This window comes from Actinoplanes ianthinogenes, assembly GCF_018324205.1.
Lineage (GTDB): Bacteria > Actinomycetota > Actinomycetes > Mycobacteriales > Micromonosporaceae > Actinoplanes > Actinoplanes ianthinogenes.
Genome location: NZ_AP023356.1, coordinates 3449943 through 3471886 on the forward strand (window position 1 = coordinate 3449943; position 21944 = coordinate 3471886).

Below are 21944 nucleotides of genomic sequence, written 5' to 3' on the forward strand. Positions count from 1 at the left end.
ACAGCGGCCGGGCCCGGGCGGTGGCGGTTGCCACCACCCGGACCCGGCCGGCCGGCGTGCTCAGTCGAACAACTCGTACAGCGGGTCGATCACCTCGGCCCGCCGCTCGTCGTCCGCGGTCGCGGCCGCGGCCTCCAGCCGGCTGCTCAGCCGTTCCCAGGTCGGCTCGTCGATGTCCGTCTCGACGCCGCTGAGCAGGCCGAGCGCGGACATTCTCACCTCGTAACCGCCGGTCAGGGCCAGGTCGACGAGCAGTTCCAGGATCGGTGCGCAGTCGTACGGGTCGAGCGCGTAGAGCAAGGTGCCGCGGCGCCCTTCCGTGCGCGGGTCCCGCAGGAGTTCGACGATCGCGTCGAACGCCTCCGGCACCACCATGTCGGACAGTGCCAGTGCGGTGGCGTTGCGCACCGCCGCATCCGGGGTCAGGCGCAGCAGCTCCAGCAGGCGGGGCGCCGCCTCGGTGGCCCGCCGCCGGCCGAGCTCATCGACCGCGTCGACGACGGTGTCCCGGTCCGAGCCGTCCAGCCGATCGACCAGTGCGGTCACCGGCACCTCTTCGAGAGCGCTCATTTCACCTTCGGCTTCCCCAGCTGGACCCAGCGGTCGAAGATCCGCTTCATGTCCTCGATGGTGTCGATGTCGTCGCCGCCATTCTCAGCCTTCTTACCGACGCGATGAACCCATTTGACGAACTCCCGGTCCTTGTCATAACCGAACCAGTTGTCCCGGTCGCTCTTCTTGCCACCACGGTGTGACTTGCCCTTGGTGCCGCGGCGCTGCGGGCAGTCGTTGGCGTCTCCGTCGTGGTCCCGCCACTGCGAGCCCCGGGACTCCCAGAGGCCGCTGATCGCACCGGCTCCCGCACCGAGCGCGATCGCTCCCGCGCCCGCCTCGATCGCCGCACCGGACACCGCGACACCGCCGGCCAGAGCCAGCCCCTCGCCGACCGCCAGGCCACCCAGCGCGATCGCGCCGCACGGCTCGGCGATGGCGCAGGCCACCGCGGCCGCCGCCACGACCACCACGGCGATGCCGGTGCCGGTGCCGACGTGGCACCAGAATCCGCACAGACCGGTCGGGTCCGCCATCAGCAGCGGGTTGTTCTCGACGTAGGAGTACGGCTGCCGGGTGACGTCCACCAGCGGATCCACGCTGACGAACTGGCCGGTGGCCGGGTCGTAGTCGCGGGCCCGGAGGTAGACCAGCCCGGTGACCGGGTCGGTCCAGTTGCCGGTGTAGCCGATCCGGCTGTCCGCCGTGCCGGTGTGCACGGTCCGGTTGCCGTACGGGTCGAACGTGGTGGTGCCGACGACAGCGCCGGTGCTGCCGGTGATCAGCCGGACCGAGCCGAGCCGGTCCTGGTGCAGGTACTCCACCGTGCCGTCGCGGCTGACCTGGGCGTACGGCGTACTGCCCGGGCCGTACAGGTACAGGTGGGTGCCGTCGTCGAGCAGCACCGGAAGGTCGTCGAGCGCCGCCCAGACGAAGCGTTCCGTGGTGCCGCCCACCGTCCGGGTCTGCCGCAGGCCGCTGCCGTTGGTGGTGTAGCCGACCTGGGTGCCCGCCGCGGTGGTGACCTGGGCCAGGCTGCTCGCGCTGGTGTACCGGTAGGACGCGGCGCCGCCGGTGAGCCGGTTGCCGTTCCCGTCGTACGTGTACGCCGTCTCGGCCCCGCCCGGGCCGGTGCCCTGGGTCAGCTGCTGGGCCGCGTTGTACGCCAGCTTCGTCCCGTCCGGCAGCCCGGTGAGCGCACCGCCCGGCGTGGTGGTGTACGCGCCGTCGGCCCAGGAACCGGTGCCGGCGGTGGTACTCGTCGAGGCCAGCTGAGCCGTTCCCGAGTAGGTGTAGTCGTGCTGCTCCGTGCCGGCCCGATCACCGATGATCTGGCCCGCGTCGTCGTAGAGGTAGCCGTACGAGCCGAGGACCGCGCCGTCCTTGCGCACGGTGATGTCGGTCGCCTGCTCGTTCGGGTCGTACGTAGTGGTGCTGACGACGCCGTTCGGCGTGGTCTGGGTCGCCACCTGGCCGTCGGCGGTCCAGCCGAAGCGCGTGGTGGCCCCGGTCCAGTCGGTGGCGGCGGTCAGCTGACCCGCGTCGTCGCGGGTGTAGGTGACCGTCTTGCCGCCCGGGTACGTCACACCGGTGAGCTGCCCCGCCGCGTCGTACGTCAGGCCGACCCGGTTGCCCGCGCCGTCGGTGGTCGCGGTCAGTCGCCCGAACGCGTCGTACGCGTACGTGGTGGTCCCGGTCCCGTCGGTCATCGTGCGCCGCCGGCCCGCCGCGTCGTAGGTGAAGGTGATGTCCGCCGTGGCCGGGTCGCTGTAGTCGACGCGGGCCAGACGCCCGGCGGAGTTGTAGGTGCGGGTGACCGTCGTCCCGTCCGGCTGGGTGGTGACCCAGTCCGGGGAGCCGTCGGTGGCGTACGTGTACCGGGTCACCAGGTTGCCCGGGGCCGTCCGGGTGGCTTCCCGCCCGGCCGAGTCGTAGGTGTACGCCGTCTTGTTGCCGTCGGCGTCGGTGAAGGTGAGCACGTGCCCGGCGGCGTCGTAGGTGTACCGCTGGGTGCTGCCGTCCGGGTTGGTGGCGGTCTCCGGCTGGCCGGTGGCGGTGTAGGTCCGCACGCTGGTCCGGCCGTCGGCGTCGGTGGTCGCCGTCATCTGCCCGAGGGCGTCGTAGGTGTAGGTGGTCGCCTTGCCCTTCGCGTCCACGGACTTGACCGGTTCCCCGGCGGCGTCGTACGTGGTGCTCGTCGTGGCACCGGACGGCAGAGTGGTCGAGAGCAGCCGGTCCGCGAGGTCGTAGCGGTAGGTGGTGCGCCGGCCGAGCGGGTCGACCTCGGCGACCCGGTTGCCGCGCAGGTCGTACTCGTACCGGGTGGTGTGCCCGGCCTGGTCGGTGGCGGCCGTCAACTGGCCCGCCTCGTCGTACGCCGAAGTGGTGCTGTTGCCGTTGGCGTCGGTGACCTTGACCGGCTGGCCGGCCAGGTCGTAGCCGCGGGTGGTGACGTCGCCCTCGGCGTCGGTCTCCGAGGTGCGGCGGCCGGACCCGTCGTAGGCGAACCGGCTGACCCCGCCCGCCGGGTCGACCACCTTGGTGATCCGGCTCGCGCCGTCCAGGGCCGTCGTGGTGACCCCGCCGGTCGGGCCGGTCACACTGGTGACCTTGCCGTCCGCGTTGTAGCCGTACGTCGTGGTGTGCCGGCTCGGGCCGGTGACACCGGTCCGGTTGCCGGCCGCGTCGTACGTGTACCGGATGACCGTGCCGTCAGCAGCCGTCTCCGAGTCCAGCGTGCTGTCCGCGTTGTACGTCCACCGCCGCACGCCGCCGGCCGCGTCGGTCGCGGTGAGCTGGTTACCGTGCGTGTCGTAGGTGGCGCTGCTGGTGTGTCCGGCCGGGTCGGTGGCGGTGAGCTCGTTGCCCTGGGCGTCGTAGGTCCACGTCGTGGTCCGGCCCAGCGCGTCGGTCCGCGACGTACGGTGCCCGGCGCTGTCGTAGGCGTAGGTCTCGGTCGAGCCGTCCGGGGCGGTGACCATCACCGGCTGTCCGGTGTTCGGGTCGTAGTCCCAGGTGGTGGTGGCGGCGTCGGCGGTCCCGGCGGCCTTGGTCTGCGACCGCAGCTGCCCGTCGAGGTACTGCTCGACGATCTTGGCGCCGTTCCCGGCGGTGATGGTGACCGTGGAGGTGCCGATCTCGTCGCCGTCGACATAACCGAACGTGATCACCCGGCCGAGCGGGTCCGTCTGCTTGATGACGCGGCCCGACTCGTCGTAGACGTTGGTCGTCACCCCGCCCGCCGGGTTGGTGATCTTCGTGAGCAGGTGCTTGGCGCCGTAGCCGTAGCTGGTGACCGCGCCGGTCGGGTCGGTCACTGACGTCAGGTTGCCGTCGGCGTCGTGCGTGTAGGTGACGGTGGCGCCCGCCGGGCTGGTCACCGACGCGAGGTAACCGGCCGCGTCGTAGGTGAACCTGAGCTTGCGCCCGGAGTCACCGGTGATCTCGGTGGGCCGGCCGGCACTGTCGTACGTGTTGCTCACCGTCTGGCCGTTGACGTCCACCTGCCGCAGCAGCTGGCCGGCGGCGCTGAACACCATGGTGGTGAGGTTCTGCCGGGCGAAGGTGAGCGTGCCGTCGGCGTTCTTGACCGCGGTCGCCTGCAGCCGGGGCGCGCCCGCGAAGCTACCGGTGGACTTGGCGGAGAAGGTGGCCGTGCTGCCGTTCTCCTGCCGCACGACCAGGGTGCCGATGACGTCCGTGCCGGTGCCGGACGTGCCGGTGCCGGACGAGCCGGTGTTCTGCTGGGCGGTGACGCCGTACGGCCAGGCCCAGCCGTAGCCGACGACGGAGTTGACGCCCGCCCCGGCCGAGCTGTACGTCCGGGACATCTCCAGCGAGCCGGCGCGGTCGGCCACCGTGAGGTCGGTGGCCGGCTCGGTCAGCGCGCCCGTGTCCGTGTTCACCGGGTCGCCGTGCTGCTGGGAGCAGGGGATGCACTCGGCCGGGTTGCCGCCACCCGTCGTCTCACCGGGCAGGGTCGGGCCGCCCGGGTCGACCGGACGCTTGCCCTTCTTGATCACGCGGAGCCAGCCGCCGGAGCTGTTGCTGTCGGCGACGTAGAGCCGGGTGCCGTCGCTGGCCAGGCCGGTGATGCCGGCGAAACCCGCGTCGTAGTAGAGGCCGTCCGCCGGTGCGGACGACATGTTGCCGGCGACGAGTTCGACGACGCCGCTCGACTTGCCGGCCCGCTGCAGCGTGACGCCGCGGTAGGACGGGTAGCTGGTGAACGCCGCGTAGACGTAGTCACCGACGGAGAGCATGGCGGACGGCGCGCTGCCGGTGCCGGTGGCCATGACGGTCCCCGCCCCGGTGTCGGCGTTGACCTTCCACAGGTAGCCGTCCCCGGTCCACAGGTAGGCGTAGGTGTCGTCGGCCGCGATCGCCGCGGTCGTCCGGTTGCCCATCGTGATGTTCACCTGGGTCGGCTTGGTGCCACCGGTCAGGTCGTAGCGCCACAGGTAGGCGTTGTCATAGAGGTAGAGCCATTTGCCGGCGATCGCGCCGAACCGGGCGTAGCCGGTGAAGGTGCCCTGGCTGATCACGGTCGTCGTGGCGCCGTTGGCCGGATCGATCCGGCGCACGCCACACGAGTCGAGCAGGTAGACGAACCGGCCGTCCGACCCGATCACCTGGAGCGGGATGCTGTTCGCGTTGAACCGCACCTGCGCGCCGGTCGACCCGTCCACGCAGCCGTACTCGGCCGCGCCGGCGATCGCGGTTCCGGTGCCGGTGCCCTTGTTGACCTGCATGAGCTGCAAGCCCTTGGTCATGTAGGCGAAGGAGCCGAGAAGCGCGACACCGTTGCTGCCGTAGTTGAACCCGCCCGCGACGGTGGTCACCACGCCCGCGTTCATGATCGGCGCGGTGGCGACGGCGGCGGGAGCCTTCGGGGTGGCTGACGTCAGCGTCTTGAGCCACGAACCATCACTGCCACGGTCGGCGAGGAAGAGCCTGGTGCCATCGCTGGCCATACCCGTGACGCCGGACAGGCCGGTGGTGTCAGTGGCCGACGGCGACACGAGCAGCGTGGTACCGGTGCTCTTGCTGATCCGCAGCACCGTCGTGCCACGAGCCGGGCTCAGCACGTTGGCGAACGACGCGTACACGTAATCACCGACCGACAGCATCGCCGTCGGCGCACCCGTCACCGTCAAACCGGACGTCAGAACCGAACCAGCACCGGTGGAAGCATTGACCTTCCACAGGCTGCCCTCACCCGTCCACAGATAGGCGTAGCTGTCGTCGGCCGCGATCGCCGCGGTCGTCCGATTGCCCATCGTGATGTTCACCTGAGTCGGCTTGGTGCCACCGGTCAGGTCGTAGCGCCACAGGTAGGCGTTGTCATACAGGTACAACCACTTGCCCGCGATCGCGCCGAACCGGGCGTAGCCGGTGAAGGTGCCCTGGCTGATCACGGTCGTCGTGGCGCCGTTGGCCGGGTCGATCCGGCGCACGCCACACGAGTCGAGCAGGTAGACGAACCGGCCGTCCGACCCGATCACCTGGAGCGGGATGCTGTTCGCGTTGAACCGCACCTGCCCGCCGGTCGACCCGTCGACACAGCCGTACTCGGCCGCACCGGCGAGCACCGAGGAGGCGCCGGTGCTCTTGTTGACCTGCAGCAGTTGCAGGCCCTTGTTGACGTACGCGTATGAACCGATCACCGCGACGCCGTTGGTGGCGGCGTCCAGCGCCCCGGGCACCGTGCCGATCGAGCCGGCGTCCATCACCGGCGCGGTCGCTACGGCAGCGGGAGCCTTCGGGGTGGCTGACGTCAGCGTCTTGAGCCAGGAACCGTCACTGCCACGGTCGGCCAGGTAGAGCCTGGTGCCGTCGCTGGCCATGCCGGTGACGCCGGACAGGCCGGTGGTGTCAGTAGCCGACGGCGAGACCAGCAGGGTCGCGCCGGTGCTCTTGCTGATCCGCAGCACCGTGGTGCCACGAGCCGGGCTCAGCACGTTGGCGAACGACGCGTACACGTAGTCGCCGACCGACAGCATCGCCGTCGGCGCACCCGTCACGGTCAAACCGGACGTCAGGACCGAACCGGCACCGGTGGAAGCGTTGACCTTCCACAGGCTGCCCTCACCCGTCCACAGATAGGCGTAGCTGTCGTCGGCCGCGATCGCCGCGGTCGTCCGGTTGCCCATCGTGATGTTCACCTGGGTCGGCTTGGTGCCACCGGTCAGGTCGTAGCGCCACAGGTAGGCGTTGTCATAGAGGTAGAGCCACTTGCCGGCGATCGCGCCGAACCGCGCGTAACCGGTGAAGGTGCCCTGGCTGATCACGGTCGTCGTGGCGCCGTTGGCCGGGTCGATCCGCCGCACACCACACGAGTCGAGCAGGTAGACGAACCGGCCGTCGGACCCGATCACCTGGAGCGGGATGCTGTTCGCGTTGAACCGCACCTGCCCACCGGTCGACCCGTCCACGCAGCCGTACTCGGCCGCACCGGCGAGCACCGAGGAGGCGCCGGTGCTCTTGTTGACCTGCAACAGTTGCAGACCCTTGTTGACATACGCGTACGAACCGATCACCGCGACGCCGTTGCTGCCACTGTCCAGAGCGGACGTGACGGTGCCGATCGAGCCGGCGTCCATCACCGGTGCGGTGGCGACGGCGGCCGGAGCTTTCGCGGTTGCCGACGTCAGCGTCTTGAGCCACGAACCATCACTGCCACGGTCGGCCAGGTAGAGCTTGGTGCCATCGCTGGCCATACCGGTGATACCGGACAGGCCGGTGGTGTCAGTGGCCGACGGCGACACGAGCAGGGTCGCGCCCGTGCTCTTGCTGATCCGCAGCACCGTGGTGCCACGGGCCGGGCTCAGCACGTTGGCGAACGACGCGTACAGGTAGTCGCCGACCGACAGCATCGCTGTCGGCGCACCCGTCACCGTCAGTCCGGTGACGACGGCCGTGCCGGTGCCCGTGGTGTTGTCCGCGGCGACCTTCCACAGGGTGCCCTCGCCGGTCCACAGGTAGGCGTAGGTGTCGTCGGCCGCGATCGCCGCGGTCGTCCGGTTGCCCATCGTGATGTTCACCTGGGTCGGCTTCGTGCCACCGGTCAGGTCGTAACGCCACAGGTAGGCGTTGTCGTACAGGTACAACCACTTGCCCGCGATCGCACCGAACCGCGCGTAACCGGTGAAGGTGCCCTGGCTGATCACGGTCGTGGTCGCGCCGTTGGCCGGATCGATCCGCCGCACGCCACAGGAGTCGAGCAGGTACACGAACCGGCCGTCGGAACCGATCACCTGGAGCGGGATGCTGTTCGCGTTGAACCGCACCTGCGCACCGGTCGACCCGTCGACACAGCCGTACTCGGCCGTGCCGGCCAGGACCGTGCTCGCCCCGGTCGCCTTGCTGATCTGCAGAAGCTGCAGACCCTTGTTGACGTACGCGTACGAACCGATCACCGCGACGCCGTTGCTCCCACTGTCCAGAGCGCCGGTAACCGTGCCGATCGAGCCGGCGTCCATCACCGGAGCGGTGGCGACGGCAGCGGGAGCCTTCGGGGTGGCTGACGTCAGCGTCTTGAGCCACGAACCATCACTGCCACGGTCGGCCAGGTAGAGCTTGGTCCCGTCGCTGGCCATACCCGTGACGCCGGACAGGCCGGTGGTGTCAGTAGCCGACGGCGACACCAGCAGGGTCGCGCCGGTGCTCTTGCTGATCCGCAACACCGTGGTGCCACGAGCCGGGCTCAGCACGTTGGCGAACGACGCGTACACGTAGTCGCCGACCGACAGCATCGCCGTCGGCGCACCCGTCACCGTCAAACCGGAGGTGAGCACGGAACCGGCACCGGTGGAAACGTTGACCTTCCACAGGCTGCCCTCACCCGTCCACAGGTAGGCGTAGCTGTCGTCGGCCGCGATCGCCGCGGTCGTCCGGTTGCCCATCGTGATGTTCACCTGGGTCGGCGTACCGCCGGTGATCAGGTCGTAGCGCCACAGGTAGGCGTTGTCATACAGGTAGAGCCACTTGCCGGCGATCGCGCCGAACCGCGCGTAGCCGGTGAAGGTGCCCTGGCTGACCAGGGTGGTGGTGGCGCCGCTCGCGGGGTCCACGCGGCGAAGACCGCAGGAGTCGAGCAGATAGACGAACCGGCCGTCGGACCCGACCACCTGGACCGGGATGCTGTTCGCGTTGAATCGCGCCTGGCTGCCCGCGGTCCCGTCGACGCAGCCGTACTCGGCCGCGCCCGCCACGACCGTGCTCGCCCCGGTGCTCTTGTCGAGCTGGAGCAGTTGCAGGCCCTTGGTGACATAGGCGTACGAGCCGATCACCGCGACGCCGTTGGTGCCGGCGTCCAGTGCGGAGTTGACGGTGCCGACCGAACCGGCGTCCATGATCGGAGCCGAGGCGACCGCGGCGAGGACGTCCCAGCGCACCGGCAGGGTGCCGGTGCGGCCGGCGGCGTCGGTCGCCCTGATCACCGGCTGGTAGACGCCGGATCCGGTCACGGTGCCGCTGATCGCGCCGCTGGCCGCGTCGATGGTCAGGCCACCGGGCAGGCCGGTCGCGCTCCAGGTGTAGGTCCCGCCGCCACCGGTCGCGGCGAAGGTCGCGCTCGCGGCCTGCTTCTCGATGCCGGTCTGGGTGCGCGGACCGGTCACGACGATCGGCGCGCTGACGTTCCAGTCGAAGGTCACCTTGTCGCTGCGGCCACCGTTGTCGGTGGCGGTCAGGGTGACCGTCCAGGTGGCCGGGGCGGTGAGGGTGCCCGAGACGACGCCGGCGGCGCTGATGCTCAGCCCGTCGGGGAGGCCGAGCGCGGACCAGGTGTAAACCCCGCTGCCGCCGGTGGCGGCCAGGGTGAGGTCGACGGCGGCACCGGTGACGCTGTTCTGGGCGCCCGGGCTGGTCACGACGACCGGGCCCTTGACGGTCAGGGCGAACGTGACGGTGCTGCTGCGCTGCGCGGCGTCGGTCACGGTGGCGGTGACCGGGTAGTCACCGGCCACGGCCGGGGTGCCGGAGACGACGCCGGCACTGCTGACGGTCATGCCGGTGGGCAGGCCGGTCGCGGTCCAGGCGTACGGCGCGGTGCCGCCGGTACCGGTCAGGGTGAGGGTGCCGGCGACGCCGGTGGTGGCGCTCTGGTTGCCGGGGTTGGTGGCCACCAGCGGCGTGGCGACGGTCCAGGTGAAGCTGACGGCGCTGGTGCGTCCGGCCGCGTCGGTGACGGTCGCGGTCACCGTGGCGGTGCCGGCCGTGGTGGGGGTGCCGGAGACGACACCGGCGGTGCTGACGCTGAGCCCGGCGGGCAGACCGGTCGCGGTCCAGGTGTACGGCGACGTGCCACCGGTACCGGCCAGGGTGAGGGTGCCGGCGACGCCGGTCGTCCCGTTCTGCGCACTCGGCTTCGTCGCGACCAGCGGGGTCGCGACGGCCCAGGTGAAGCTCAGGCTGGAGGCGCGCCCGGTGGCGTCGGTGACGGTGACCGCGACGGTGGAGCTGCCCGCGGTCGTGGGGGTGCCGGAGACCACGCCGGCGCTGCTGATGGTCAGCCCGGCGGGAAGGCCGGTCGCCGTCCACGTGTACGGGCTGGTCCCGCCGGTGGCCGCCAGCGTCTTGGAGACGGCGACGCCGGTGGTGCCGTTCTGCGTGCCGGGGTTGGTGATCGCCGGCGCGTTCGCGGTGACCCAGCTGAAGCTCGCCGTGGCCGTACGGCCACCGGCGTCGGTGAGGGTGACCGTCACGGTGGAGGTCCCCGCCGTGGTCGCGGTGCCGGAGACGACGCCGGCGCTGCTGATCGTCAGCCCGGCGGGAAGGCCGGTCGCCGTCCACGTGTAAGGCGTCGTGCCACCGGTGCCGGCCAGCGTGAGCGTGCCGGCCTTGCCGACGGTGGCCTGCTGCGTGCCGGGGTTGGTGACGGCCGGTTGGGCGGCGACGGTGACGGTGAACGTGGCGGTGCCGGTGCGCTTCGCGGCGTCGGTGGCGGTGGCCGTCACGGTGGAGGTCCCGGCCGTGGTCGGCGTGCCGGAGACGACGCCCGCGCTGCTGATCGCCAGCCCGGCCGGAAGGCCGGTCGCCGTCCACGTGTACGGGCTGGTCCCGCCGGTCGCCGCCAGCGTCTTGGAGAACGCGGTGCCGACGGTGGCGTTCTGGGCGCCGGGGTTGGTCACCGCGGGCGGTACGGCGGTGACCCAGCTGAACGTGGCGGTCGCGGTGCGGCCGGCGGAGTCGGTCGCGGTCACCGTGACGCTGCTGGTGCCGGCCGTGGTGGGGGTTCCGGAGACCACACCGCTGGTGGCGTTGAGCGTCAGCCCGGCCGGCAACCCGGTGGCCGCCCACGTGTACGGGCTGGTGCCGCCGGTCGCGGCCAGGGTGAGCGTGGCCGGCTGGCCGGTGGTGGCCTGCCGGGTGCCGGGATTGGTCACGGCGAGCGCGGCGGCCGCGACGCTCCAGGTGAACGTGGTGAAGCCGGGAATCTTGGCGGCGTCGGTCGCGGTCACCTTCGTGGTGAAGGTGCCGGCGGCGGTCGGTGTGCCGGTGATCGCGCCGGTCGACGAGTTGATCGCCAGGCCGGTCGGCAGCCCGGTCGCGGACCAGACGTACGGAGTCTTGGCTCCGGTGGCGGTCATCGCCTGATTGACGGCGACGTTGACGACCGAGGCCCGGGTGCCGGGATTGGTCACCGTCGCGGCGGTCCCGGTGGTCCAGCTGAACGCGGCACTACCGGCCAGCTTCGCCGAGTCGGTGGCGGTCACCTTCGCCGCGTACGTCGCGGCGGTTGTCGGCGTGCCGGAGATGACGCCGGTGGCGGCGTTGATCGTCAGGCCGGCGGGCAGCCCGGTGGCGGTCCAGGTGTACGGGCTCGTACCGCCCGTGCCGGCCACCGTCAGGCTGGTGGCGACACTGATGCCGCTGTACTGCGTGCCGGGATTGGTGACCACCGGCGAGGTGGCCGCCTCGGCCGCCGGAACGTCGATGAATCCGGCCAGCAACGTCGTCAGACAGACCATCACGTACGTCGTCGTGCGACGCCGCGCCCACGGCTGCGAAGCCGTTCTTACCCCGTGAATACTCATACGCACCTTTGTGAGCGGAGAGATACACGGCAATAGTCCGTTTAATGGCATATGGCTGCCACGGCGGAATCGGTGCGCCTGCCGACCGGAAAGGACTCACCCCGTCAACTAGTCCGACCCTGGATCGGCCGAACGGACGATGGAGCCGGGGCGGCAACCGAACAGCGACGCATCGACACCCTTACGGCAGTCATGCCGGCGGGTGAGCGGGCCGAAGGGAACGGTGAGCCCGGCGATCAGCCAGGCGCCGTACTCCGAAAGGGTCTGATTTGCGCTCGCTGTTCCGTCGCCTCGCCGTCGTCGCCGCCTTCGTTCCGGCCGCCGCCTTCGGCGTGGCGCTCGCCGCGACCCCGGCCGACGCCGCGCCGGTCGCCGAGGCGACGCTGCAGGCCGACATCGTGCGGCTGACCAACGTGCAGCGGGCCGCCCACGGCTGTGGCGCGCTCAAGCTGGACGCGCGGCTGACCACGGCGGCCCGCGGGCACAGCGCCTACATGGCGCAGTCCGGGGCGTTCAGCCACACCGGCAAGGGCGGCTCGAACTTCGTCGTCCGGGAGAAGGCCGCGGGTTACCCGAAGCCGTCCGCCGAGAACATCGCCTGGGGTTACCGCTCCGGCAAGGACGTGGTGACCGCCTGGATGAAGAGCCCGGGTCACCGCGCCAACATCCTGAACTGCAAGTCCAAGACGGTCGGTGTGGGCGCGGTCTACAGCAAGGGCGGCGCCCCCTACTACACCCAGGACTTCGGGTATTAAGCCTGCACCGCAGGCTCTTGGCTACGCCCCCGCCGATCCCCCTGCGGCGGGGGCGTTTTCTTTGTCCGGGCGTAGGTGAGCACGGCGTGCCGGCCGAGGAGTTCGCCCTCGCGGCCGAGCGCGGGGTCGGACGCCAGCCAGCCCTCGATGGCGGCCTGCTCGTCGGGCCGGTTCGCGTCGTCGAAGACGATCGTCGCGCGGTCCGCGAGGCGCGGGCCGACCACCGGCAGCGCCGGGTATCGACTGTCCGGACCGACCGCCGCCGGCGGCCCGTCGACCAGCAGGAAGTCGACGCCGTCCAGGTCCTCCAGGACGGCCGGGTCGTACCAGGAGAAGGTGCGCTCGCCGACCTCCACCGGGGCCAGCGGCGCGTCGCGGACCTCGGCCACCCCGGTCAGGCCGTGCGCGGCCAGGGCGGCGCGGGTGCGGTTCGCGTACTCCGGCTCATGATCGAGGGAGATCAGCCGGCCGCCGGTCTGCTCCAGCACGTAACCGAGCCAGATCGTCGAGGTGCCGCTGCCCAGCTCCAGGACCAGTTCCGGGCGCCGGGACCGGACCAGGAAGAGCAGCTCCAGCAGGTCGGTCGGGTTCAGCGCGTAGTCGCCGGAGGACGGCATCGGGGCGCGCGGCGTGAACCCCTGGAAGAGCTGGACGGTCGCCTCGACCTCGCGGGGCACGGTGTGCTGCACGGTCCGCAGGCCACGGTCGGCGATCCGCTGGACCCGGGCCAGCGCGTCGGTCAGCTCGCGGTGCCGGTCGTCGGCGGCGAGCCGCTGACGTTCCACCGCGGACACCACCCGGCGCTGCGTCGCGTCCAGCACCACCCGCAGGTCGCGCAGTTCCCGGCGGTCGCCGCGGAGCGCGAGCAGCCGCCGGTTCAGCAGCAGGACCCCGGCCAGGACCAGGGCGAGCAGCAGGGCGAGCAGGCTGACCGCCACCCGGGTCGCGTCGAGCGCGGCCGCGGTCGCGACGCCGGCCACGAGCAGCGCGGTGAGCCCGGCGGCGGCGACGGTGCGCGGGCCGAGCTCGCGCGCCCGGCCGGCCAGTGTGCGAAGCCTCATGTACTGCCACCTCCGGTGCCTGCCGTGGCCGCGGGGGCGACCACACCAAGCCCTAACGGCGCAGCCTGAGTGGCGTTACGCGCGATCGCCGCCACCCGGTCCACGAACCGATCCGGGTGATGCCCGTCCCACAACGCCCGCCGATCCCGCCGCCGCCGCTCCGCCACCAGCGCGGGATCCGTCCGATACCGCCGCAACTCCTGCGCCGCTCCGGGACCGGCCGTGCCCGGCGCCAGGGCGATGCAGCCCGCCGCGGCCGCCTCCAGCGCCGCCCGCTGCGACCCGCCCGGCAGCGCGAAGTCGAGCTGCCCGTAGAACTCCCGCGCCTCCACCTCGGCCGCCCGATAGACCAGCCGCCCCGCCGGTTGCCGCGGCAGCCGCAGCCCGTCCGCGACCCGGATCCGCACGTCACAACCGGTCAGCCCGTCGAACACGGCCAGCTCCCGCAGATCGTGCACCTCGGCCCCGACCACCGGCTGCCGCGCGATCGGCGTGCGGCGAGGCGCGCCGGCAACGGCCACGGTCGGCAGATCGAACGCGGTCAGCGGCAGGTCCGCGAGGGCCGCCCGGATCGCCGCCGACTGCGGGCACCAGAGCACCGGGACCCGGAAGATCCGCTCGGCCACCGCGCCGCACGGCCGCAGCGCGACGCGCGGTTCCTCATCGATCAAAAACATTACGGTACGCGGGGAGAGCCTGGTCTCCTCGACAAAGTGATGCCGCAGCACCTCCGCCTGCCGGACCAGCACCAGCCCGCAGTCCACCCGGTCGGTGAGCACGACCGCCCCCAGCCGGCCCGCGTTGACCAGCCCCTGCACCGCCGGATGCACCGGTTGCCGCCGCACCGCCGGCCGCCGCCAGTCCTCCAGGTGCAGGATCGCCACCCGCAGCCCGCGCCCGAGCAGCGCCTCGATCTCGGCCAGCCCGGATCGTTGCGACTCGCCCAGCACCCGCCAGTCGGCGGCGACGATCACGTCGTACGCCACCGTCGCGGCCTGCTCAGAGACGGACCGGGACAGATGCGCGGGCGCCGGGAAGGGCCGATCCCCGCCGTCGCGCGGCCGGAAGGCCGGCGTGGTCCCGGCGGCGATCCGGGCGTGCCAGGCCACGTAGGCGGAGCGGTACGCGGCGCGGGCCGGGTGCAGCCAGTACGGGAGGATCTCGGCGCGCGACAGCGAGCCGGTGGAGAGCCGGATCAGCGCCAGGTGCAGCGGCAGGTGGCGCAGCGCCCGGTCGCCGAAGGCCGCGACGATCCGGTCGATGTACTCGGAGTCGCCCCCCTTGCGGACCACGTCGAAGTACCCGGCCCGGTCGAGGACCGCCCGCTTGCGGATCAGCAGGGCGGACGGGTTGAGCTTGCCCCCGCGCCGGCCCAGCCGGGTCAGCGCCAGGTCCTCGGTGACCCGGCGGCCGTCCGACGTGGAGGCGACCAGCCGCGGATCGTCGAGCAGCGGCGCGACCTGGATTTCCAGGCGGCGCGGGTGCGACCAGTCATCGGAGTCCTGAAAGGTCACGAAGTCACCCGCGGCGGCGTCCAGACCGGCGTTGCGGGCCACGTAGGTGCCGCCGTTCACCGGCTGGCGGAGCAGCCGGACCCGCGGGTCGAGCGCCACCGCCCGGTCCAGGACCGCGTCGTGCTCCGGCGGCGACGCGTCGTCGACGACCAGCACTTCCAGGTTCCGCCAGGACTGCCGGAGGATCGAGCGGACCGCGGTGAGCAGCCCCTCCCCGGGCCGGAACGCGGTGACCACCACGGTGATCAGTTCCGGCCGCCGCACCGGGGACGGATCGTCGGTGCACAGCCGGTCGAAGGGCGGCAGGTGCTCCCGCTCGTCCAGCCGGATCGCCGGGGCCGGCAGCCCGGCGCCGAACCGCCGCAACCACGGCCGCAGCGGACGGCCCGGCTCGCGGAACGGGTTGGCCAGGTCGGTGGCGATCTCGTGGCGCACCTGCCGGCTCGCGGCGATCCGCGGCGCGCGGGCCAGCTGGGCGTAGACGTCCCGCTGCCGGGCCGGGACCCGCCGCACGCCGAGCATCTCGAACAGCGCCAGCGCGTCGGCCCGGTCGCCGGGCAGCACGTCCTGCAACGCGATCACCTGGGCCAGGACCGCCACCCGGTCCGGTCTCGCCAGAGCGGGCCGCCGGCCGGTCCGGGCGGCGTGCAGCAGGCCGGCCAGGTCGCCGGACGCCAGGTCCTCCCGGAGGCCGACCGCGCGGTTGCGCACAGCGGAGGCGACCAGCGCCGCCGGATTCTCGTCACCCACCATCGGGGCGTTCAACGCGACGGCCCGCCGCGGGTTACACCGCGGCCAGCACCGCCTGCTGCACCCGGTCCCGCTCGGCCTGGTCGGCCCACGTGCCGACCAGGTAGAACGCGTCGACCACGTCACCGCCGAGGGTGGAGATGCGGGCGGCCCGGATCTCCGCGCCGGCCTCGTCGAGCGCGTGCGTGACCCGGTAGAGCAGGCCCGGGGAGTCCGCCGCGCGCAACTCCAGGACCACCGCGTCGGTCGCGGCGGCCCGCTGCCAGATCACTTTCGGCGAGGCGGTGCCGCCGCGCGCGCTCATCGCGCGGGCACGGACCCGCTGGGTCACCGAGACGTCGCCGGCCGCGACGCGGCGCAGGTCCGCGGCGAGGGCGACCGGATCGTACGGCGTCCCGTACCGCGGCTGCGTGAAGAACTCGACGATCGCCCGCCCGTCCACCGTGCTGGTGTTCGCGGCGACCACGTCCAGCCGGTGCATGGCCAGGCAGGCGGCCACCCCGGCGAGCAGTCCCCGGCGGTCGGCGGCGGCCACCGAGACCTGGTCGCCGTCCAGGTGCACCACCGGGAGGGTGCCGCTGAGCAGCTCGGCGTCGGGTTCCGGGGGCTCCGGGAGGGCGCCGGTGTCCAGCCGGGCGCGCACCCGGCGGACCAGCTCGGCCATCAGCCGGGCCTTCCAGTCGGACCAGGCGGCCGGGCCGGTGGCGTGCGAGTCGGCCCGGGCCAGGGCGTGCAGCAGATCCAGGGTGGCCGGGTCGCCGAACTGATCGGCCACCGTGGAGATGGTTTTCGGGTCGTCCAGGTCGCGGCGGGTGGCCACGTCCGGCAGCAGCAGGTGCAGCCGGACCATCTTCTCGACGGTGGTCACGTCGGCCGGTGGCAGGCCGATCCGGGTGGCGATGTCGACGGCGATCGGGGCGCCGACCAGGCTGTGGTCGCCGGGCAGGCCCTTGCCGACGTCGTGCAGGAACGCGCCGATCAGCAGCAGGTCGGGGCGGTCCACCTCACGGGCGTACTTGGTGGCCTCGTACGCGGCCTGGACCAGGTGCCGGTCCAGGGTGAACCGGTGGATCGGGTGGTGTTGCGGGAGACTGCGCATCCGGGCCCACTCGGGGAGCCAGGCGTCGATCAGGCCGTACCGGTCGCAGGTCTCCCAGGCCGGCAGCAGGCCGGGGCCGGCGCCGAGCAGCGAGACCAGGGCGGCCCGGGCGGCGGCCGGCCACGGGTGCGGCAGCGGCGGGCAGAACGCGGCGAGCCACTCGCAGGTGGCCCGGGCGATCGGCAGCTGCACGGTGGCGGCCGCGGCGGCCACCCGCAGGGACAGGCTGGGGTCGGGGACCGGGCCGATCGCGGTCCGCGCCAGGACCAGCTCGCCGTCCTGCTCGACCACGTCCCGGGCGACCGGGCGACGGGGCGGCACGGCCGGGGCGCCGGGCCGGCGGCGGGTGCCGCGGAGCCGGTCGACGGCCCGCCAGGCGTCGTCGACGGCGTGCGCGACGGTCCGCGCGTCGCCGGAGACGCGGCGCAGCAGGGTGTCCGAGTCCTCGATCTCCAGCAGGCCGGCGACCGCGGCGCGTTCCTGGGCGACCAGCCGGTCGACCCGGCGGCCGACCGCGAGGTGCAGGGCGTCCCGGGTGTCCAGCAGCCGCAGGGTGGCGGCGCGCACCGCGGGGCGCATGGTGTCGGCGATCCCGGCGCGGCCGATGCCGCGCAGCAGGGTGACGTCGCGCAGGCCGCCGGCCGCCTCCTTGAGGTCGCCCTCCAGCAGGAAGGCGAGCTCGCCGTGGCTGGCCCAGCGGGTCTCGGTGAGCTCCTTGAGCTGCGGCATGAGGCGTACGGCGGTGCGCCGCCACTGGTCGCCGGTGGCCGCGATCAACTCCGCCGAGAGCGTGGCGTCGCCGGCCACGTGCCGGGCGTCGAGCAGGCCGAGGGAGACCTTCACGTCGTCGTGGGCCACCGAGAGCGCCTCGGGCAGGGTGCGCACCGAGTGGTCGAGGCCGAGCCGGGCGTCCCAGATCGGGTACCACAGCGCGGAGGCGATCCGGTCGATCCCGGCCACTCCGCGGTGCAGCAGCACCAGGTCCAGGTCGCTGTAGGGGGCGCAGTCGCGCCGGCCGAGCCCGCCGACCGCGAGCAGGCTGACGCCGGGCAGGTGGCTCGGGAAGAGCTCGTTCAGCCAGACGTCGAGTGCCGCGGCACGCCTCTCGCGCGCCGCGGCCCCGATGTGTTCCTTGAGTTTGTCGAGCGAGTCGCCGGCAGCCGGACGTGCGGGCGGGGCCGGCGGCTCACTCAACGGGTTCGTCATGTGATCAGAGGGCGTCGAGGCCGCGCTCGCCGGTGCGGACCCGGATGACGTCGTCGACCGTCGTCACCCAGACCTTGCCGTCACCGATCTTGCCGGTCCGCGAGGCGGTCACCACGGCGTCGACGATCTTCTCCACGTCGATCTCGTCGGTGATCACCTCGACCTTGATCTTGGGCAGGAACTCCACCGTGTACTCGGCGCCCCGGTACACCTCGGTGTGACCCTTCTGCCGGCCGTAACCCTGCACCTCGCTCACGGTGAGCCCGGCGACGCCCAGGGCGTGCAGAGCCTCCTTCACCGCGTCGAGCTGGTACGGCTTGATGACCGCGGTCACCAGCTTCATGCTCAGTCCTTCCACTTCAGCAGCCATGAGAGAGATTAACCGGCGACCTTCTGGCTGGTGTCAGCCTTGCCGTCAGCGTCGATCGCGGCGCCCGGCTTGAGGCCGGCCATCGCGAACGCGCCACCGCCACCGGAGCCGGCGGCCGGGGTGTTCTCGTACGCGGTCTCGCCGTGGTCCGCGATGTCGATGCCGCCGACCTCGGCCTCGGCGCTGATCCGGTGCAGCTTGATCGCCTTGAGGATCAGGGCGAGGATCGCGGCGATCGCGAAGGAGTAGACGGTGACCGAGAGGCTGCCGAGGAACTGGCGGCCGAGCTGGGTGGCGCCGCCGCCGTAGAAGAGGCCGTTGCTGGCGTTCAGGATCTTCGGGTCGGTGATGCCGGAGTTCACGGCGTCGGTGGCGAAGAAACCGATGGCCAGCGAGCCGAGCCACCCGCCGACGAAGTGCACGCCGACCACGTCGAGCGAGTCGTCGTAGCCCAGCTTGTACTTCAGGCCGACGGCCAGGGCGCAGACGGCGCCGGCGACGATGCCGAGGATCGCGGCCGGCAGCGGGGCGATGAAGCCACACGCCGGGGTGATCGCGACCAGACCGGCGATCGCGCCGGAGGAGGCGCCGACCAGGGTCGGCTTGCCGTCCCGCAGCCACTCCACGATGACCCAGCCGACCAGCGCGGCGGCCGTGGCGACCTGGGTGTTGATGAAGGCGAAGACGGTGGTGCCGTCGACGGTCAGCTCGGAGCCGGCGTTGAAGCCGAACCAGCCGAACCAGAGCAGGCCGGCGCCGAGGGCGACGAACGGCACGTTGTGCGGCCGCATGTTCTCCTTGGGCCAGCCCACCCGCTTGCCGAGGACCAGGGCGAGCGCCAGGGCCGCGGCACCGGCGTTGATGTGCACCGCGGTACCACCGGCGAAGTCCAGCGCGCGGATCTTGGCGCCGATGAAGCCGCCGCCCCAGACCCAGTGCGCGACCGGGACGTAGACGATGGTGAACCAGGCGATGGCGAAGAGCACCCAGCCGCCGAACTTCATCCGGTCCGAGACCGAGCCGCTGATCAGGGCGACCGTGATGATCGCGAACATCATCTGGAAGACCAGGAACGCGTACGTCGGGATGCCGGTGTTGGCCCCGAAGAACAGCCACTCCTCAGTGATCTTGCCGACCGGCGTGCCGAGGTAGTCGAAGTTGCCCAGGAAGTTGTTCAGCCCGGCGCTGCTGTTGACGCCGAACGCCAGGGTGAAGCCGTAGATGATCCACAGAATGCTGACGAGCCCGATGCACGAGAAGCTCATCATCATCATGTTCAAAACGCCCTTGGACCGGTTGAGGCCACCGTAGAACAGCGCCAGACCGGGTGTCATGAGCAAAACGAGCGCAGACGACAGGAGCAACCAGGCGGTATTGCCGGTGTTGATCTCCACGCTGCCTCCTCTCGGATTAGGTGTCCTCACACCCGACCGAGGGGGCAGCGTCGCCGTGTCGGCCGGTTCGACGCAGAGGTTTCCGGCTGGCTGTTTCGGCAACGGTCTACGCGCGATTTCCGGCGCGTCACGGGTTGTTTCCGACGTGTGAAGAAACTCTCACAGTCGGGACGTCAGCGGAGGGCGTACTCCAGGGTGTGCCGCTCGTAGTCGAGCAGCCGCAGATCGCGCATCGGCCGGCGTAGATGCCCCTTGTGCACGATGCGGACGAACGCCGGGTCACCGGCCGCCGCCATCCGCCGGATCCCCTCGACGTGGTCGACGATCCGTTTCCGGATGGTCCGCACCAGGCGGTGCCGGTCGCGCGGGATCAGCCCGTACGCGTCGGCGAACAGCCGCAGCCGCCGCGGCCGGTTCGGCCGTTTCCAGCCCAGCGTGTACGAGTCCCGGTCGCTGAACAGCGGCACCCAGGTCCACGCCGCGTACGCCACGTCGTAGATCCGCGAGCCGGGCGAGGCCAGGTCGAAGTCGATCAGGGCGAGGGTGCCGTCCGGCCGCCAGACCACGTTGTGCGGGGCGGCGTCGTGGTGGCAGATCACCTCGGTGTCCGGCGGCGGCGGCCCGAACGAGCGCCAGACCGCGCCGGGCGGCGGCACGAAACCGTACTGCGCGTCGTGGAACATCCGCAGCATGGTGGCGACCGTGACCAGCGCCTCCTCGGTCACCCAGTGCGGGGCCAGCGGATACTCCCCGCACTCGCCGTCGAGGTAGGTGAGCACCTCGCGGCCTTTCTCGTCCATGCCCAGCGCGCTGGGCGAGCCGGTGAACCCGACCCGCTCCAGATGGTTGAGCAGCGCGTGGACAGCCGGCGTCCACGGGCCGGCATTACGCCGGACCGTGTCGCCGATCCGGGACACCGTGCTGACGTTGCCACCGTGCAGCGGTATCTCGCGCAGCGGCTCCTGCGTCACCCACAGCCTCCCTGACATATCCGCGAAACAGGTTGAGCCTACGCGGTCTCCCCAAGAAGGGCTTCGACGAAGGCGGCCGGCTCGAACGGCGCCAGGTCGTCCGGCCCCTCGCCGAGCCCCACCAACTTGACCGGAATTCCCAGCTTGCGCTGCACCGCGATGACGATCCCGCCCTTCGCGGTGCCGTCCAGCTTGGTGAGCACCACACCCGTGACATCCACCACCTCGGTGAACACCCGGGCCTGCTCGAGTCCGTTCTGTCCGGTGGTGGCGTCCAGCACCAGCAGCGTCTCGTCGACCGGGCCGTGCTTCTCCACCACCCGCTTGACCTTGCCCAGCTCGTCCATCAGGCCGACCTTGTTCTGCAGCCGGCCGGCGGTGTCCACCACGACGGTGTCCACGCCGGTGTCGATGCCGCGCTTGACCGCGTCGAACGCCACGCTCGCCGGGTCACCGCCCTCCGGCCCGCGGACGGTCTCCGCGCCGACCCGCTCGCCCCAGGTGGCCAGCTGCTCGGCCGCCGCCGCGCGGAACGTGTCGGCCGCGCCGAACAGCACGCTCCGGCCGTCCGCGATCAGCACCCGGCCGATCTTGCCGCAGGTGGTGGTCTTGCCGGCGCCGTTGACGCCGACCACCATCAGCACCGCCGGGCGCCCGTCGTGCGGAGTGGTCCGCAGGCTCCGGTCCAGGTCCGGCTCCAGCGCCGCGACCAGCTCCTCGGCGAGCTGCTCGCGCACCTCGGACACGGTCCGGGTGCCGAGGATCCGGACCCGCTCCTTGAGCCGCTCGACGATCACCTGGGTGGCCTCGACGCCGACGTCCGCGGTGATCAGGCTGTCCTCGATCTCCTCCCAGTCGTCGTCCTCCAGGTGGTCCCGGGAGAGGACGGCGAGCAGGCCCCGGCCGAGCGCGGTCTGCGAGCGGGCCAGCCGGGCGCGCAGCCGGACCAGGCGGCCGGCGGTCGGCTCGGGTTTCTCGAGGACCGGCTGCTCCTCGACGACCGGCTCTTCAACCGCGGGGGCGGGCTCCTCGACCTTCTCGATGAGCGGAGGCAGCTCCTCCTCGACGGGAGCCGCGGGCACCTGGGGAACCGGCGGCGGCGGAAGCTCCTTGCGGCGCATCCGGGGCACGACCAGCCCGACCGCGCCCACGACCAGGACGACGAGCAGGATCACTGCGGCGACCACGTATTCCATGCCGAAATCCTGACAGATGAGTCGTCCGGCCGTGGCG

The 21944-nt window shown here is 71.9% G+C and carries 10 protein-coding genes; 1 reads left to right on the forward strand and 9 read right to left on the reverse strand.

Features of this window, described 5'->3' with window-relative positions; all coding sequences use genetic code 11:
* Positions 1-60: 60 nt before the first annotated feature.
* Together Aiant_RS15465 and Aiant_RS15470 are read right to left on the reverse strand one after the other, a co-directional pair.
* On the reverse strand, positions 61-570 hold the full coding sequence (locus tag Aiant_RS15465; protein ID WP_189328831.1) for a HEAT repeat domain-containing protein: 510 nt from the start codon (positions 568-570) through the stop codon (positions 61-63).
* The gene (locus Aiant_RS15470; protein WP_189328830.1) at positions 567-11525 is read right to left on the reverse strand and encodes a putative Ig domain-containing protein; all 10959 of its coding nucleotides are present in this window, start codon (positions 11523-11525) and stop codon (positions 567-569) included. Before Aiant_RS15470 ends, Aiant_RS15465 begins: the two co-directional genes overlap by 4 nt.
* Positions 11526-11860: 335 nt before the next feature.
* On the opposite strand from Aiant_RS15470, the gene Aiant_RS15475 reads away from it, so the two are divergent.
* Positions 11861-12346: a CAP domain-containing protein gene (locus tag Aiant_RS15475; RefSeq protein ID WP_189328829.1), complete on the forward strand. Its 486-nt coding sequence runs from the start codon at positions 11861-11863 to the stop codon at positions 12344-12346.
* Here Aiant_RS15475 and Aiant_RS15480 read toward each other — a convergent pair.
* The 7 genes from Aiant_RS15480 to ftsY form a co-directional block, all read right to left on the reverse strand.
* On the reverse strand, positions 12343-13407 hold the full coding sequence (locus Aiant_RS15480; protein WP_189328828.1) for an O-methyltransferase: 1065 nt from the start codon (positions 13405-13407) through the stop codon (positions 12343-12345). The two genes, Aiant_RS15475 and Aiant_RS15480, sit on opposite strands and share 4 nt — an antisense overlap.
* Positions 13404-15674, reverse strand: coding sequence for a glycosyltransferase family A protein (locus Aiant_RS15485; RefSeq protein ID WP_189328827.1), 2271 nt, complete (start codon positions 15672-15674; stop codon positions 13404-13406). The genes Aiant_RS15480 and Aiant_RS15485 overlap by 4 nt, the downstream gene beginning before the upstream one ends.
* Before the next feature lie 31 nt (positions 15675-15705).
* Positions 15706-17976 (reverse strand): [protein-PII] uridylyltransferase, encoded by a 2271-nt coding sequence (locus Aiant_RS15490; protein WP_189328826.1) that lies wholly within the window; start codon positions 17974-17976, stop codon positions 15706-15708.
* Positions 17977-17980: 4 nt separating this feature from the next.
* Positions 17981-18319: a P-II family nitrogen regulator gene (locus Aiant_RS15495; RefSeq protein ID WP_014694245.1), complete on the reverse strand. Its 339-nt coding sequence runs from the start codon at positions 18317-18319 to the stop codon at positions 17981-17983.
* A gap of 35 nt (positions 18320-18354) precedes the next feature.
* Complete coding sequence (locus Aiant_RS15500) at positions 18355-19680, reverse strand: ammonium transporter (protein WP_229829842.1); 1326 nt, start codon at positions 19678-19680, stop codon at positions 18355-18357.
* A 233-nt stretch (positions 19681-19913) separates the two neighbouring features.
* Positions 19914-20729 carry an aminoglycoside phosphotransferase family protein gene (locus tag Aiant_RS15505; RefSeq protein WP_221501865.1) on the reverse strand — a complete coding sequence of 272 codons (816 nt, stop codon included), beginning with the start codon at positions 20727-20729 and terminating at the stop codon, positions 19914-19916.
* A 20-nt stretch (positions 20730-20749) separates the two neighbouring features.
* On the reverse strand, positions 20750-21907 hold the full coding sequence (ftsY, locus tag Aiant_RS15510; RefSeq protein WP_189328824.1) for a signal recognition particle-docking protein FtsY: 1158 nt from the start codon (positions 21905-21907) through the stop codon (positions 20750-20752).
* Between the last annotated feature and the right edge of the window lie 37 nt (positions 21908-21944).

Bases quoted from the DNA above. Each gene is read 5' to 3' on its own strand.
- Aiant_RS15495 (WP_014694245.1), bottom strand. From the start codon at position 18,319: ATGAAGCTGGTGACCGCGGTCATCAAGCCGTACCAGCTCGACGCGGTG.
- Aiant_RS15470 (WP_189328830.1), bottom strand. From the start codon at position 11,525: ATGGTCTGTCTGACGACGTTGCTGGCCGGATTCATCGACGTTCCGGCG.
- Aiant_RS15485 (WP_189328827.1), bottom strand. From the start codon at position 15,674: ATGGTGGGTGACGAGAATCCGGCGGCGCTGGTCGCCTCCGCTGTGCGC.
- Aiant_RS15465 (WP_189328831.1), bottom strand. From the start codon at position 570: ATGAGCGCTCTCGAAGAGGTGCCGGTGACCGCACTGGTCGATCGGCTG.
- Aiant_RS15505 (WP_221501865.1), bottom strand. From the start codon at position 20,729: ATGTCAGGGAGGCTGTGGGTGACGCAGGAGCCGCTGCGCGAGATACCG.
- Aiant_RS15490 (WP_189328826.1), bottom strand. From the start codon at position 17,976: ATGACGAACCCGTTGAGTGAGCCGCCGGCCCCGCCCGCACGTCCGGCT.
- ftsY (WP_189328824.1), bottom strand. From the start codon at position 21,907: ATGGAATACGTGGTCGCCGCAGTGATCCTGCTCGTCGTCCTGGTCGTG.
- Aiant_RS15480 (WP_189328828.1), bottom strand. From the start codon at position 13,407: ATGAGGCTTCGCACACTGGCCGGCCGGGCGCGCGAGCTCGGCCCGCGC.
- Aiant_RS15500 (WP_229829842.1), bottom strand. From the start codon at position 19,680: ATGACACCCGGTCTGGCGCTGTTCTACGGTGGCCTCAACCGGTCCAAG.